The sequence below is a fragment of the Kribbella sp. NBC_00662 genome (genome assembly GCF_041430295.1).
Taxonomy (GTDB): domain Bacteria; phylum Actinomycetota; class Actinomycetes; order Propionibacteriales; family Kribbellaceae; genus Kribbella.
In genome coordinates, this window is record NZ_CP109029.1 from 314,629 (window position 1) to 327,930 (window position 13,302).

A 13,302-nucleotide genomic window follows, 5' to 3' on the forward strand; every position below is an offset into this window, starting at 1 on the left:
AACGACTGCCCGGGGCGAGACCCCGGGCTGGAATTCAAGCAAGGAGAGGGCCCTCATGGCAGAGACCTGGAGCGGCGAGTTCTACTGCGTCAAGTGCAAGGCCAAGCGCACCGCCGACGGCGAGGTCAAGGTCAACGACAAGGGCACGCGCATGGCGAAGGCCAAGTGCCCCGAGTGCGGTACGAACCTGAACCGGATCCTCGGCAAGGCCTGACGCACCAAGTCGTAGGGGCGGTGCCCGGCACGATGTCTGTGCCGGGCACCGCCCCTGGTTCGTACCGGCTTGGGCGACCGGACAGAATGGAGTCGTGTCGGACCTCCCTCGCAAGGCGCTGAGCCGGACCGCGAAACTAGCCAGCCTGCCGCTCGGTGCCGCCGGGCGGGCGACGGTCGGCCTGGGCAAGCGCATCGGCGGCGCTCCCGCCGAGGCCGTGTTCGCCGAGTTCCAGCGCCGCACGGCCGATCAGCTGTTCGCCGTCCTGGGTGAGCTCAAGGGCGGCGCGATGAAGTTCGGGCAGATGCTCAGCCTGATGGAGTCCGCGATGCCGGAGGAGCTCGCGGCGCCGTACCGGGCGACGCTGACCAAGTTGCAGGACTCCGCCCCGCCGATGCCGGCCTCGACCGTGCACACGATCCTGTCGCGGGAGCTGGGCAAGCGCTGGCGGGACCGGTTCGAGGAGTTCGACGACGTGCCCGCGGCGGCCGCGTCCATCGGCCAGGTGCACCGTGGGCGGCTCAAGGACGGCCGTGAGGTCGCGGTCAAACTGCAGTACCCGGGCGCCGCGGAGGCGCTCCGCTCGGACCTCAGGCAGCTGGGCCGGTTCGCCCGGACGATCGGCGCCATGGTCCCGGGGCTCGAGGTGAAGCCGCTCGTCGCGGAGCTCCAGGAGCGGATCGGCGAGGAGCTCGACTACGATCGCGAGGCGCAGGCCCAGCAGCAGTACGCCGACGCATTCAAGGACCACCCGGAGTTCGTCGTACCGCGGGTCATCAAGCACTCCCCCACGGTCATCGTGTCCGAATGGATCGAGGGCCGCCCACTGTCGTCGTACATCACCGAAGGCACCAAGCAGGAGCGGGACGCGATCGGGCTGAAGTACGTCCGGTTCATGTTCAGCGGGCCGAAGTACGCCGGTCTGCTGCACTCGGACCCGCATCCGGGGAACTTCCGGGTGATGGCCGACGGACGGCTCGGCGTGGTCGATTTCGGCCTCTGCGCCCGGCTCCCGGACGGCCTGCCGCCGGCGATCGGGCGGCTGCTGCGGATCTCGCTCAAGGGCGACGGGGAGGCGGTCCGGGACGGGCTCAAGGCCGAGGGGTTCATCAAGCCGCGGATGGAGATCGACCCGGAGCAGCTGATGGACTACCTCGCGCCGTTCGCGGAGCCGGCCCGGGAGGAGACGTTCCAGTTCAGCCGGGCCTGGATGCGCGCGCAGGCGAACCGGACCGGTGACTTCCGGTCGCCCAACGCGTCGCTCGCTCTGCGGCTCAACCTGCCCCCGTCGTACCTGCTGATCCATCGCGTCTGGATCGGCGGCATCGCCGTACTGTCGCAGCTCGAGGCCGAGGCCCCGTTCCGCACCGTGCTGGAGGAGCTCCTGCCCGGCTTCACCGACGGCTGAGCGCCGGGACCGCGCGCAGCGTCACCGCCAGCAGGACCGCCACAGCCGCCAGCGCCACCGCGGTGATGCCTGCGGCGAGGTGCAGACCGCTGGTGAAGGCGTCCCGCGCCTGGTCCAGGAGGTCGCCCGTGGCGCCCTGGGTGATCGCCTCGCCGAGTGAGTTGCCGCCGCGACCGTCCATATGGCCGCGGTACGTCGCGGTCACCACACTGCCCAGGACCGCGATGCCCAGCGAGTAGCCGAACTCGTTGCTCGTCTGCGTCAGCGCACCGGCCGAGCCGGCCTTCTCCGGCGGGACCGAGCCGATGACGAGGTTCGTGCCGAGCGTGACCAACGGCGCCGGGCCGACGCACTGGATCGCGAAGGCGATCACCAGAACCGTCGTGGACGTCGCCAGCGACATCATCACCATCCCGACGACCGTGAACGCGATCCCGGCGGGGATCAGCACGCTCGGCCGGATCCGTTGCGCCAGCCGCGGCGCCACCTGGAAGGCGACGGTCGTCGTCAGCATGCCCGGCACCAGCGCGAGGCCGGCGGCCAGCGGGGTCATCCCCTGGACCAGCTGGAAGTACTGCGCGACGAACACCATCACGCCACCGGACAGCATCGAGAACGCCAGCATGCTCCCGAGCGTCACGCTGAACGTCCGGCGCGTGAACAGCCGTACGTCGACCAGCGGATCGTCGAGGCGACGCTGCCGCCGTACGAAGATCCAGCCGAACACGCCGCCGGCCAGCAGCGCGCCGATCGACTGCACACCGACGCCGTGCGAGGCGAGGTGCTTGAGTCCGTGGATCGCCGGCAGGATCGCGGCCAGCGACAGCAGCACGCTCGGTACGTCGATCCGCCCGGCCTTCTCGTTGCGGTACTCCGGGAGCAGGAACGGCCCGACGACGAGCAACACGACCATCGCCGGTACGCCGATCAGGAACGCCGAACCCCACCAGAAGTGGTTCAGCAGGACGCCGCCGACGATCGGGCCGACCACCGCGCCGACCGTGAAGCAGCCCGCCCAGACGCCCAGCGCCTTCGCCCGCTGCCCCTCGTCCGGGAACAGCGTGGAGATCAGCGACAGCGTGCACGGCGCGATCGCCGCGCCGGCGATGCCGAGCAGCGCCCGGGCCCCGATCAGCATGCCGGGGTTCACCGAGTACGCCGCGACGATCGAGGCGATCCCGAAGACCGCAGCCGCGATCAGCAGCAACCGACGGCGACCGAGCCGGTCACCGAGGTTGCCCATCGTGATCATCAGGCCGGCCACCATGAACCCGTACACGTCCAGGATCCACAGCTGCTGGCTGCTGGTGGCACCCAGGGCCTCGGTCACGGCCGGGACTGCCAGCAGCATGACGAACAGGTCCAGTGACACCAGCAGCGTGGCGAGGCACAGGACGCCCAGCGCGATCCACTGCCGTCTGCTGGTCGCCACCATGTCGGCCTCGAGGGTCATGATCCGGTCCTTCCGCAGGGGTGTTGTCACTCAGTGCGTCGAGCGGACCGGTCTGGTATCGACACCCGCCGGGACTATCGTCGAACGATGACGACGTTCGGAAACCTGCCCGAGGTCGTGCCACCGGAGGAGTGGCTGGCCGCCCGCCTGGAGCTGCTGAGGCTCGAGAAGGAGGTCACGCGGGCGCGTGACCGCCTCAACGCCGAGCGCCGCCGGCTACCGATGGTGCGGATCGACAAGCCGTACGTGTTCGACGGACCGGACGGGGAGGTCGGGCTGCTGGACCTGTTCGACGGGCGGGACCAGCTGGTCATCCACCACTTCATGTTCGGACCGGACTGGGACGAGGGGTGTCCGAGCTGCTCGTCCGCCGCCGACGAGATCGGCAACCTTCGCCAGTTGCACGTGCGCAACACCTCGCTCGTGGCGGTGTCGAGGGCGCCGTACCCGAAGATCGCCGGGTTCAAGCAGCGGCTCGGGTGGACGTTCCCGTGGTACTCGTCGTACGGGAGCGACTTCAACTACGACTTCCACGCCACGCTGGACGACCGGGTCGCGCCGGTGCTGCTGCACTTCCGCACCCAGGAGCAGCTGGCGAACGAGAAGGGTACGCCGTGGTCGGGCGGGCCGTGGACCGATGAGATGAACGGCGAAGAGCTGCCGGGGATCAGCACGTTCCTGCGGGTCGGCGACGAGGTGTTCCACACGTACTCGACGTTCGGGCGGGGCATCGAGGACTTCCACAACTGCTACCGGTACCTGGATCTCACGGTCCTGGGGCGGCAGGAGGTGTGGGAGGAGCCGAAGGGACGCGCCGAGCCGCTCGGCCTGCATGTCGGCGGGCCCGCGATGCGGGTCCCTGATCAGTACTGATTCACCAGTAGACCGAGTCCAGCTTCCCCTCGATACTGCGCACGTTCTCCCGGGCACACCGGTCGCAGTACAGCAGCTTGCGCCCGTCCTCGATCGAGGTCATCCAGGTCAACGGCACGTCCTCCGACTCCGCCTGCTGACCACACAACGCACAGGTAGCTCTCACCATGGGACTAGTCTGCACCGCGTGCGATGGGTGATTCACGGCGAGGCCGAGGTCTGGGGTAATCGGTGGTTGAGCGTACGGCGGTTGGACGTCGAGCAACCCGACGGCGAGCGCTTCGACTACCACGCCGTACGGCTGAAGGACATCGCCGCCGCGGTCGTCACCCGGGACGAGCACGTGCTGCTGATGTGGCGGCACCGCTTCCTGACCGACACCTGGGCCTGGGAGCTGCCGATGGGGATCATCGAGGCTGGTGAGACGCCGGAGGCTGCGGCGGCGCGGGAGCTCGAGGAGGAGACCGGGTGGCGGGCCGACGCGCTCGCCGAGCTGATCCGGTCGGAGCCTGCCGCCGGGATCATGGATTCGCGGCACTACGTGTTCCGGGCGACGAGCGCAGTACGGATCGGGGAGCCGACGGAGCGGAACGAGTCGGACCGGATCGAGTGGATCCCGGTGGCCGACGTACCCGGGATGATCGCGCGGCACGAGATCGTCAGCGGGATCACGCTGCTCGGCCTGCAGCAGCTCCTGATCCAGGCCCGAACCATCCCACCCCATTTGGCTGGTTGACCCACGCGGTGGGGGGTTTGTGACCCTGAACGAGGGTGCCAAACCCCCAATTTGGTGGGTCTACCCACCAAATTGCTGCCGGGGCGGGCCGGGGCCGCGGGTGGAACGGGGCCGCGGGTGGAATGCTGGAGGGGCGGCACCCCCTGGGTGCCGCCCCTCGGTTGTTTCAGCTGGTCAGGCTGGTGGTACTGGTGGATCAGACGAGACGGGCGAGTGCGAGGCGCGCGCGTGCGCTGGCCCTCTCGGCTCGCCGGCCTGCCCGCTCGGCCTGCTTCTGCGCCTTCTCGATCTGGTGAGCGAGGCGGAAGCGCCGGTTCTGCTCTGCGGCCTTCAGTGAAGCCCGACAGTGAGCACGAGCGAGATCTTCATTGAGTAAATGCATTTCGGTGCTCCTGTGTGAAGTCTGGTTGGTCATCGTTCGGTCTCGTTTCGGATGGTTGGGTGTCGTTCAGGCTGCGGTAACGGTGTCGCTCTTGCGGGGACGCCCTCGGGGCCGCTTGCGCGGAACCACCACACCTTGGACGAACAGCTCGCCACCCCACACTCCCCACGGCTCGGAACGCTCGAGCGCTCCGGCCAGGCACTCGGCCTTCAGCGGGCAGGTCGTGCAGAGAGACTTTGCGTACTCGACGTCCGCCGGCGATTCGGCGAAGAAGAGTTCTGGCGCGTAGGACCGACAGGGCAGGTCCTGCGACGTTGCGACCTCGGTGAAGACATCGAGGAAGCTAACGCTCATTCCGGTCACCTCCCAGTGACTTTTGGATGCTGGTCTCTTGTCGTCGGTGATGACTACCGGTTGGTAATCACCAAATCTGTGGACAAACAAAAGGGCCGCGGGACCCTTTGGTGGGTTCCGCGGCCTTGGAGGTGCCGGCTCTGACGCTAGTCAGACCGGTGGACTCCATATCCGAGAACCCGAACCGCCGTACTTCACATCGCCGACAGCTCCGCCCTTGAACTGGGCGATGCCGGAAGCCATGAGCACAACGGTCGCGACGTGCAGACGCGGCGAGGCACCCTGAATCGGGGCGCACGGCAGCGCGGCAGCGTCGCTGAACGGCTTCTTGACCGTGTTGGTGATCATTTCCAGGGCACCTCCTCTCGTTGTGGCGAAGCGGGCGGTTAGCTCGATCGCTATGGTTGTTTGAAGTTTTCGGCCAGGCTTCGACCGCAGAAAGAACAGTACGCCGTCCGCGTCGGACCCCGCAAACTATTTATCGCCAGTTCGCGAAGTTGGCCGGAAGTTGCCGCCACGGCGACCGGATCTGGTTGCCGTGACAGGGTTTCCAGCACTCTCCGGGACGCCGTCCGCACGCTGCGGGATCGTTGCCTCTGTCACCTAACTGCCACGTCTGCCAGGAGCAGAACACGGCACGTACTCCAGGGTGCGCCCCGGATCCCGTGCCTGGCAAGAACATTTCCCGCAGCACCTGCCCGAAGGGGCAATCAGCGGGTGCAGAGATTCAGGATGTGCTCGCCGTACTTGGCCAGCTTGGTGTGGCCGATGCCGGGGATCTGGCGGAGCGCCTGCGCGTCCTCCGGGCGGGTCTCGGCGATCGCGGTCAGCGTGGCATCGGTGAGGATGACGAACGCCGGCATCCGCTCGGATTCGGCCTGCTCGGTGCGCCACTCGATCAGGGCGTCGTACAGCTTCTGGTCGATCTTGGACGGGCAGTCCTCGCAGCGGCCGAGCTTGCGGGCGCCCGGGTCGAGCAGGCCGCGGCCGCAGACCCGGCACTTGGGGATCGGGCGGCTGGAGCGCGGCGCGGCGCTCGACGGGCGCTCCCAGCTGGTCGGCGACGACGGCGTCCATTCGGTCCGCGCCGTACGGACGCCGATCGGGTCGAGGAAGCGGGTCGGACCGCGGGTCCCGCGGCCGCCCGGTGAGCGGGACGTGGACCAGCTGATCGACAGCTGCTGCTTCGCCCGCGTCACGCCGACATAGAACAGCCGACGCTCCTCCTCCACCTGCGCCGGCGTCTGGGCGTAGGTGATCGGCAGCGTCCCCTCGTGCGCCCCGACGATGAAGACGCACTCCCACTCCAGCCCCTTGGCCGCGTGCAGCGTCGCCAGCGTGACCCCCTCGGCCAGCGGCGCGTGCTGGATCGACGCCCGCCGGTCCAGCTCCGCCATCAGCTCGGGCAACCGCGCCTCCGGGTTGGCCGCGGCGAAGTCGGATGTCATCGTCACCAGCGCGCTCAGCGACTCCCATCGGTCCCGGACCGCTCCGGTCCCGGTCGGCGGCTCGGGCGTCCACCCGGCCCCGCCGAGTACGCCGGTCACCGTGGTCACAAGGTCGTCGGACAGGTCCCCAGCCTTGGCCTGCCCCCGCAGCAGTACGGCGGCCTGCCGGATCTCGGCGCGCTCGAAGAACCGCTCCGCACCCTTCAGCACGGTCGGGATCTTCCGCTCGGCCAGCGCCTGCTCGAAGTTCTCCGACTGCGCATTGGTCCGGAACAGTACGGCGATGTCGCGCAGCGCCACGCCGTCGTCCCGCAGCTTCATGACCGCCCGCGCGACCGCGTCGGCCTCCGCGACCTCGTCGGAGTACTCGCGGTAGACCGGAGTCGGACCGGCCTCCTTCTGGGATCGCAGCGTCACCCGGCCGGGCAGCCCGGTCGGGCCGGCGGCGTCCAGGATCTTGTTCGCCACGTCGACGATCTGCGGCGTCGACCGGTAGTCGCGGACCAGCTTGATCACCGTGGCGGACGGATGCCGGGACGCGAAGCGCACCAGGTTCTCCGGTTCGGCGCCGGCCCACGAGTAGATCGTCTGCGCCGGATCGCCGACCACGCAGACGTCCTCGCGGCCGCCCAGCCACAGGTCGAGCAGACTCTGCTGCAGCGGCGACACGTCCTGGTACTCGTCCACGACGAACGTCCGGTACTGCCGGCGGATCTCCGCGGCCACCCGCTCGTCCTCCGCGAGCAACGCGACGGCACAGAGCAGCACGTCCTCCAGGTCGATCCGGCCGCGCTCCAGCTTCACGTCCTCGTACGCCGCGAAGATCCGCGCGATCGTCGCCGGGTCGAAAGCGGCCAGGGTGCGGGACGACTTCGGCGCCAGGCGGGCGTAGTCGTCGGGCCGGACGTTGCTCACCTTGGCCCACTCGACCTCACCGGCCAGGTCGCGCAGCGCGGGCGTGTCCACCCGGACCCGGCAGCGGGAGGCGGCCTCGGTCAGCAGCGGGAACTTCCGGTCCGCGATCGGCGGCAGCTCCCCGCCGTACACCTTGGGCCAGAAGAAGCGGGCCTGCCGGAGCGCGGCGGAGTGGAACGTGCGGGCCTGCACGCCCTGGACGCCGAGCTGGGCGAGCCGCCCGCGCATCTCCCCCGCCGCCCGCTGCGTGAACGTCACCGCGAGCACGCGGACCGGGTCGAACGTCCCGGTCCGGACGCCGTACGCGATCCGGTGGGTGATCGCCCGGGTCTTGCCCGTCCCGGCGCCGGCCATCACCACGACCGGCCCGTGCAACGCGGACGCGACGGCCCGCTGCTCCGGATCGAGCGCCTCCAGGAGGCCCTCGGCAGAAGCAGATCGTGTGAGGTCGCTCACGGGTTGAGACACGCGGGAACAGCACCACCTACGGCATGGTTCGAATACGTCGAAGGCCACCCTAGACGGGCGGCCCGACATAAACCCCTCCCACTCCTCAAGGAGTCCGCCGATGTCGGCTTTCACGATGTACTCGACCCCCTGGTGCGGCTACTGCCACCGGCTCAAGGGCCAGCTCAAGCGAGCCGGTATCGAGTTCACCGAGGTCGACATCGAGCAGGTCCCGGACGCCGCGAAGCTGGTCGAGCAGATCAACAACGGCAACCAGACCGTCCCGACGGTCGTCTTCGCCGACGGCACCGCGATGACCAACCCGTCGCTGGCCCAGGTCGCGGAGAAGCTCGCCGCCTGAACCACCTGACTCAGGTCATATCGCCTGAGTTATGGACTTTACGGTCATGACCGTTATACCTTGCGATGAACTACGTCGCAGGGAGTCCGCCCATGTTCTCGCGCCGTCACCTTCGCGCTGCCTTGACGACCTTGCTCGTCTCGATCGGTCTGCTCGCCACGAGTGGACCGCACGCCACAGCAGCTCCGCCGCTGCCTGATCCGTTCCCGTCGGAGACCTGGCCGCTCGGGCCGCCGGCGAAGGGGTTCGCGCCGGCCGACGACGTCATCAAGGACCTGGGGTCGCCGGTCAGCTCGCTCACCGTGATGGAGGGCGCGGTCGGCCGCACTCCGGACGGGCGCGACGTCGTGTACGCCGTACCCGCCGGCGAGAACGCCCGGCTGAACGTCGTGGACCTGCACACCCGCGAACTGATCCGCGCCGTACCGCTGCCGGGCGCCGCCGGCGGCTGGGCGATCGTCGTGACGCCGAACGGCGACGTCTACCTCGGCACATACCCGTACGCGCACCTCTACCGCTACAGCCCGGGCACCGGCGAGGTGACGGACCTGGGCCAGCCCATCCCGGGCGAGTCCCAGATCTATGGCCTCACCTCCGACGCGGACGGCAACGTGTACGCCGGGACGTACCCGACCGCACACGCGTTCAAGTACGACCCGTCGAACGGACAGGTCACCGACTACGGCTCACTCGACCCCGTGCAGCAGTACGCGCGCTCGACGGTGTACGACCCCGACCACCGCAAGCTGTTCGTGGGCGTCTCCACTCCGAATGCCCGCCTGCTTCGGATCGACGTCGACACCAAGGCGGTCGAGGACATCACTCCCCCGGGCACGACGGCCAAGGACTTCATCGACCTGGACTACGCCCGCGGCAAGGTGTTCGCGAACGCCAGCAGCCGGCTGGTGGTAGTCGACGCGGTCACCGGTGAGCAGATCAAGTACACCGACTCGACCACCGGCCAGCAGGTGATGGACTACCCGATCGCTGCCCGCGGCGTCTCCGCGGCCGGACCAGGCGGCGTCTACTTCACCAACAACACCCTGGCCCTGACGCACTACGACCTGGACACCAACACGGTCGGTCCGGTCTCGCCACCGCGGACGCTGACGCGCGGCGCATCCATCGGCTACGGCTGGGTGACCGAGAACGGCGTACCCGTGCTGTACGGCCTGGCGGGCAACTACTCCGGTGGGACGTTCCGCTACAACCCGGCCGACGGGACGCTGGCGCAGTGGAGCTCACCGTTCCAGTACGTGCCGTCGCCGCTGATGCACGAGCTGGCCGACCCCGTCACGGGCAAGGTGTTCGTGAACGTCTACCTGAACGGTTCCACCGCCGTCTACGACCCGGCGACCGGCAAATCCACCGTCACCACCCGGCAGGGACAGGTCGAAGGCTGGGCCTGGGACGGCACCGGCAAGATGTACGTCGGCATCTACCCGTACGGCCGCCTGTCGCTGTGGGACCCGAGCCAACCGGACAGCACGACCAACCCGAAGGAACTGTTCAGCCTGGTCGACAGCGACCACCAGAACAGGCCGGTCTCGGTCGTCCCCGACGGCAACCACGTGTACGTCGGCACCACGCCGGCGTACGGCGAGTACGGCGGCGCACTGACCGTGTACGACGTACCGACCGGCAGCCACACCGTCTACCGCGACCTGGTGACCGACCAGACGATCGCGTCGATCCTGCCCGCGGGTGCGAACGTGTGGGCCGGCTCCAGCATCGAAGGCGGTCAGGGCACCGACCCGAGAGCCACCGAGGCCCACCTGATCAAGGTGGACCCGGCGACGGGCGCAGTACTCACCGACATCGTCCCGGTGTCGGGCGCGGCCAGCATCAACGAGCTGACCTACGGACCGGACGGCAACATCTGGGGTCTGGCGGACGGCATCGTCTTCGTCGTCAACCCGTCGACCGGTGAGGTGCTGCGCCTGCTGCCCGTCTTCAGCGCAGTCACCGGCTCGCAGGACGGCGCACTCTCCTGGCGGGACGGCTATTTGTACGGCGTGACCGGCGGGCGGCTGTTCGTCCTGGACAGCCTGAGCGGACACACCACCGTCCTGCGCGACCACGGCCTCAACCGGCTCACGCAGACCCCGGACGGCACCTACTACACGCTGCTGCGCCCGGACGGCTTCACCAACCCGACCAACCTGGCGTCGTACACCCCACCGGTCGACTCCTGCCCACAGTCCGACGTCCGGCCGACGGTGTGGACCGGCAACATCGACAGCCACGTCTCGAACCGCTTCCTGACCTACGGCTGCACGCTGACCGACACACTGCCGAGTGCGAAGGCGGACTGGCCGAACCACGCGGCCTACGTCATCGCCGTCGACCGGAAGCTCCGTCAACTCGAGAACGCCGGTTCGGTCGAGCGCTGGGAGGGCGTCCTGATCAGGATCGCGGCGGCCCGGTCGAACGTGGGCAGGACCTAGTCACCAGCTTCCGGTGAGGCTCTCGCCGTACCAGCCTTCGATCAGGCGGCGGGAGATCGAGATCGCACCCGGGAGGGCCATCGTGCCGGCTTCGACCAGCGCGCGGACGTCCTCCCGGGTGAACCATTTGGCCTCGGCGATCTCGTCCTGGTCCACGTCGATGTCGAAGCTCGACGCCTTCGCGTAGAACCCGAGCATCAGGCTCGCGGGCAACGGCCACGGCTGGCTCCCGGCGTACAGGACCTCTTCGCCGACGATCACACCGGTCTCTTCGAGGACCTCACGCCGTACGGCGGCCTCGAGCGACTCACCTGGCTCGACGAAGCCGGCCAGCGTGGAGTACCGCCCCGCGGGCCACGCCTCGTTGCGGCCGAGCAGCGCGCGGTCCTGGTCGTCGGTGACGAGCACGATGATCGCCGGGTCGCTGCGCGGGAAGTGCGACATGCCGCAGTTGGGGCAGCGCCGGACGTGGCCCGCCTCCACCACCTCGGTGTGCTCGCCGCAGTTGGAGCAGTGGGTGTGCACTGCGTGCCAGTTGGACAGTCCGATCACGTTGACCGCGATACCGGCCTCACGGTCGTCGAGTACGGCGCCGAGCTCGCGCAGGCCGCCGTACGACTCGTCCGCCTCGTCCTTGACCAGCACGCCGAAGACAGCCCGGCCTTCGGCGGTCATGCCGGCGCCGGACTCGCGGTCGATGCCCAGGAAGATCCGGATGCCCTCGGGCGCCGCGGTCGGCGGCACGAACCGCAGTGCGGAGCGGTCGTCACGGACCTGGATCTTGTCGGCCGAGACGACGACCACCTGCGTGTCGTCAGCGGCCCACGCCTTCTCCAGCCAGTCGTTGTCACGGCGGCGGTCGGCGGCACGGTCCAGGACCGAACGGGACAGGGCTAGCGAACCAGGAGTAATGGAGTAGGCCACGTGCCTCAACCTACCCCGGGGGCGTGAGAGCATCCCCGCATGAGTATTCACATCGCCGCCGAGAAGGGGCAGATCGCACCGCGGGTGCTGTTCCCGGGGGACCCGCTGCGGGCCAAGTGGATCGCGGAGACCTATCTGGACGACGTGATCTGCTACACCGAGATCCGCAACATGTTCGGGTTCACCGGCACCTACAAGGGTGAGCGGATCTCTGTCCAGGGCTCCGGCATGGGCCAGCCGTCCGCGTCCATCTACGCGAACGAACTGTTCGCGGAGTACGACGTACAGACCCTGATCCGGGTCGGGACGTGCGGTGCGCTGACCGAGGCGGTCCGGGTCCGCGACGTGATCGTGGCGATGTCCGCGAGCACCGACTCGCAGATGAACCGGCTGCGCTTCCACGGCATCGACTACGCGCCGACCGCCGACTACCAGCTGCTCCGTGCGGCGGTGGACGCGGCCGAGGCGGCCGGGCTGAACGTGCACGTCGGCCAGGTGTTCTCCGGCGACCTGTTCTACAACGACCGGGCCGACCTGGTCTCCCGGACCGCGGAGTACGGCGTACTGGGTATCGAGATGGAGGCGTCGGCGCTCTACACGCTGGCGGCGAAGTTCGGCCGCCGGGCGCTCGGCATCATGACGGTGTCGGACCACCTGATCACCAAGGAGGAGACCACCGCCGAGGAGCGCCAGACGACGTTCTCGGAGATGATCACGATCGCCCTCGACGCGGCGATCGAGGTGCCGGTCTGAACCCGCGGTACGGCGCCGCCGTACTGGCGTGCGCCGTGATCGCACTCGGCACGACGGCGTGCTCGGGCAGCAAGTCCGACGACAAGCCGGACGCCGCCGGCAGCTCCAGCTCCTCCAGCGCGCCGGGCACGACCACCAGCAGCAGTGCGTCGTCGACCGGTCCGGAGGAGAAGCTGCCGGACCTCACGGCCGCACAGGTCGTCACCGCCTTCGCCGGTAAGGGCTACAAGTGCAGCACCGACGAGGCGTACCAGACGTGCGCGCAGGGCGTCACTTCGATCCAGGTGCTGATCGGCAAGCAGCCGCGCCCGCCGGTGATCTCGCTGCAGGCAACCGGCGTCGCTGCGGAGGCGACGACGAAGTTGGCCGACTTCGCACCGCAGGCGCTGGAGCTGGCCCACGTGAATCCGCGCGGCCAGATCACCGACTGGCTGAAGCAGCAGGACGGCAAGGCGTCCGCGCAGACCACCGCCGGCGACTGGACGGTCGAGTTCTCGACCGAGGCGGACACCGATCAGCCGGGAGCGATCCTCACGCTGACCGACAAGCTCTGCAAGGTCGACTGCGGAGCCGAATGAACCAACCGC

The 13,302-nt window shown here is 68.8% G+C and carries 14 protein-coding genes; 8 read left to right on the forward strand and 6 right to left on the reverse strand.

What is annotated here, in order from left to right; all coding sequences use genetic code 11:
• The first annotated feature begins 55 nt into the window (after positions 1-55).
• Complete coding sequence (locus tag OHA10_RS01515) at positions 56-214, forward strand: DUF5679 domain-containing protein (RefSeq protein WP_012922897.1); 159 nt, start codon at positions 56-58, stop codon at positions 212-214.
• 94 nt (positions 215-308) lie between these two features.
• Positions 309-1,622: an ABC1 kinase family protein gene (locus tag OHA10_RS01520; RefSeq protein ID WP_371404354.1), complete on the forward strand. Its 1,314-nt coding sequence runs from the start codon at positions 309-311 to the stop codon at positions 1,620-1,622.
• On the opposite strand, the gene OHA10_RS01525 is transcribed toward OHA10_RS01520, so the two are convergent.
• Complete coding sequence (locus tag OHA10_RS01525; RefSeq protein ID WP_371404355.1) at positions 1,609-3,075, reverse strand: MFS transporter; 1,467 nt, start codon at positions 3,073-3,075, stop codon at positions 1,609-1,611. The two genes, OHA10_RS01520 and OHA10_RS01525, sit on opposite strands and share 14 nt — an antisense overlap.
• A gap of 87 nt (positions 3,076-3,162) precedes the next feature.
• On the opposite strand from OHA10_RS01525, the gene OHA10_RS01530 reads away from it, so the two are divergent.
• Complete coding sequence (locus tag OHA10_RS01530) at positions 3,163-3,948, forward strand: DUF899 domain-containing protein (protein WP_371404356.1); 786 nt, start codon at positions 3,163-3,165, stop codon at positions 3,946-3,948.
• A 1-nt stretch (position 3,949) separates the two neighbouring features.
• Here the strand turns inward: OHA10_RS01530 and OHA10_RS01535 are convergent, their stop codons facing one another.
• Positions 3,950-4,117: a hypothetical protein gene (locus OHA10_RS01535; RefSeq protein WP_371404357.1), complete on the reverse strand. Its 168-nt coding sequence runs from the start codon at positions 4,115-4,117 to the stop codon at positions 3,950-3,952.
• Between the two features lie 18 nt (positions 4,118-4,135).
• Here OHA10_RS01535 and OHA10_RS01540 point away from each other — a divergent pair, with 18 nt between their 5' ends.
• Positions 4,136-4,684, forward strand: coding sequence for an NUDIX domain-containing protein (locus OHA10_RS01540; protein ID WP_371404358.1), 549 nt, complete (start codon positions 4,136-4,138; stop codon positions 4,682-4,684).
• A 448-nt stretch (positions 4,685-5,132) separates the two neighbouring features.
• Here the strand turns inward: OHA10_RS01540 and OHA10_RS01545 are convergent, their stop codons facing one another.
• From OHA10_RS01545 to OHA10_RS01555, 3 genes are all read right to left on the reverse strand, one after another.
• Positions 5,133-5,420 (reverse strand): WhiB family transcriptional regulator, encoded by a 288-nt coding sequence (locus OHA10_RS01545; RefSeq protein ID WP_131285495.1) that lies wholly within the window; start codon positions 5,418-5,420, stop codon positions 5,133-5,135.
• Positions 5,421-5,570: 150 nt separating this feature from the next.
• A complete protein-coding gene (locus tag OHA10_RS01550; RefSeq protein ID WP_371404359.1) occupies positions 5,571-5,768 on the reverse strand; it encodes a hypothetical protein in 198 nt (65 codons plus the stop codon).
• Positions 5,769-6,130: 362 nt separating this feature from the next.
• Entirely contained in the window at positions 6,131-8,251 is a 2,121-nt protein-coding gene (locus OHA10_RS01555; RefSeq protein WP_371404360.1) for an ATP-dependent DNA helicase UvrD2, read from the reverse strand.
• 100 nt (positions 8,252-8,351) lie between these two features.
• Here OHA10_RS01555 and OHA10_RS01560 point away from each other — a divergent pair, with 100 nt between their 5' ends.
• Positions 8,352-8,591: a mycoredoxin gene (locus OHA10_RS01560; protein ID WP_371404361.1), complete on the forward strand. Its 240-nt coding sequence runs from the start codon at positions 8,352-8,354 to the stop codon at positions 8,589-8,591.
• 92 nt (positions 8,592-8,683) lie between these two features.
• On the forward strand, positions 8,684-11,038 hold the full coding sequence (locus OHA10_RS01565) for a hypothetical protein (protein ID WP_371404362.1): 2,355 nt from the start codon (positions 8,684-8,686) through the stop codon (positions 11,036-11,038).
• On the opposite strand, the gene nudC is transcribed toward OHA10_RS01565, so the two are convergent.
• The gene (gene nudC / locus OHA10_RS01570) at positions 11,039-11,962 is read right to left on the reverse strand and encodes an NAD(+) diphosphatase (RefSeq protein ID WP_371404363.1); all 924 of its coding nucleotides are present in this window, start codon (positions 11,960-11,962) and stop codon (positions 11,039-11,041) included.
• A gap of 39 nt (positions 11,963-12,001) precedes the next feature.
• Between nudC and deoD the strand changes: the two genes are divergently transcribed.
• Positions 12,002-12,715: a purine-nucleoside phosphorylase gene (deoD, locus tag OHA10_RS01575; protein ID WP_130439886.1), complete on the forward strand. Its 714-nt coding sequence runs from the start codon at positions 12,002-12,004 to the stop codon at positions 12,713-12,715.
• Positions 12,716-12,750: 35 nt separating this feature from the next.
• On the forward strand, positions 12,751-13,293 hold the full coding sequence (locus OHA10_RS01580; protein WP_371404364.1) for a hypothetical protein: 543 nt from the start codon (positions 12,751-12,753) through the stop codon (positions 13,291-13,293).
• Positions 13,294-13,302: the final 9 nt, after the last annotated feature.

What these genes read in the sequence shown, in the direction of transcription:
- OHA10_RS01515 (WP_012922897.1), top strand. Translation starts at nt 56, where the DNA reads ATGGCAGAGACCTGGAGCGGCGAGTTCTACTGCGTCAAGTGCAAGGCC.
- OHA10_RS01525 (WP_371404355.1), bottom strand. Translation starts at nt 3,075, where the DNA reads ATGACCCTCGAGGCCGACATGGTGGCGACCAGCAGACGGCAGTGGATC.
- OHA10_RS01530 (WP_371404356.1), top strand. Translation starts at nt 3,163, where the DNA reads ATGACGACGTTCGGAAACCTGCCCGAGGTCGTGCCACCGGAGGAGTGG.
- OHA10_RS01535 (WP_371404357.1), bottom strand. Translation starts at nt 4,117, where the DNA reads ATGGTGAGAGCTACCTGTGCGTTGTGTGGTCAGCAGGCGGAGTCGGAG.
- OHA10_RS01545 (WP_131285495.1), bottom strand. Translation starts at nt 5,420, where the DNA reads ATGAGCGTTAGCTTCCTCGATGTCTTCACCGAGGTCGCAACGTCGCAG.
- OHA10_RS01550 (WP_371404359.1), bottom strand. Translation starts at nt 5,768, where the DNA reads ATGATCACCAACACGGTCAAGAAGCCGTTCAGCGACGCTGCCGCGCTG.
- OHA10_RS01560 (WP_371404361.1), top strand. Translation starts at nt 8,352, where the DNA reads ATGTCGGCTTTCACGATGTACTCGACCCCCTGGTGCGGCTACTGCCAC.
- OHA10_RS01565 (WP_371404362.1), top strand. Translation starts at nt 8,684, where the DNA reads ATGTTCTCGCGCCGTCACCTTCGCGCTGCCTTGACGACCTTGCTCGTC.
- deoD (WP_130439886.1), top strand. Translation starts at nt 12,002, where the DNA reads ATGAGTATTCACATCGCCGCCGAGAAGGGGCAGATCGCACCGCGGGTG.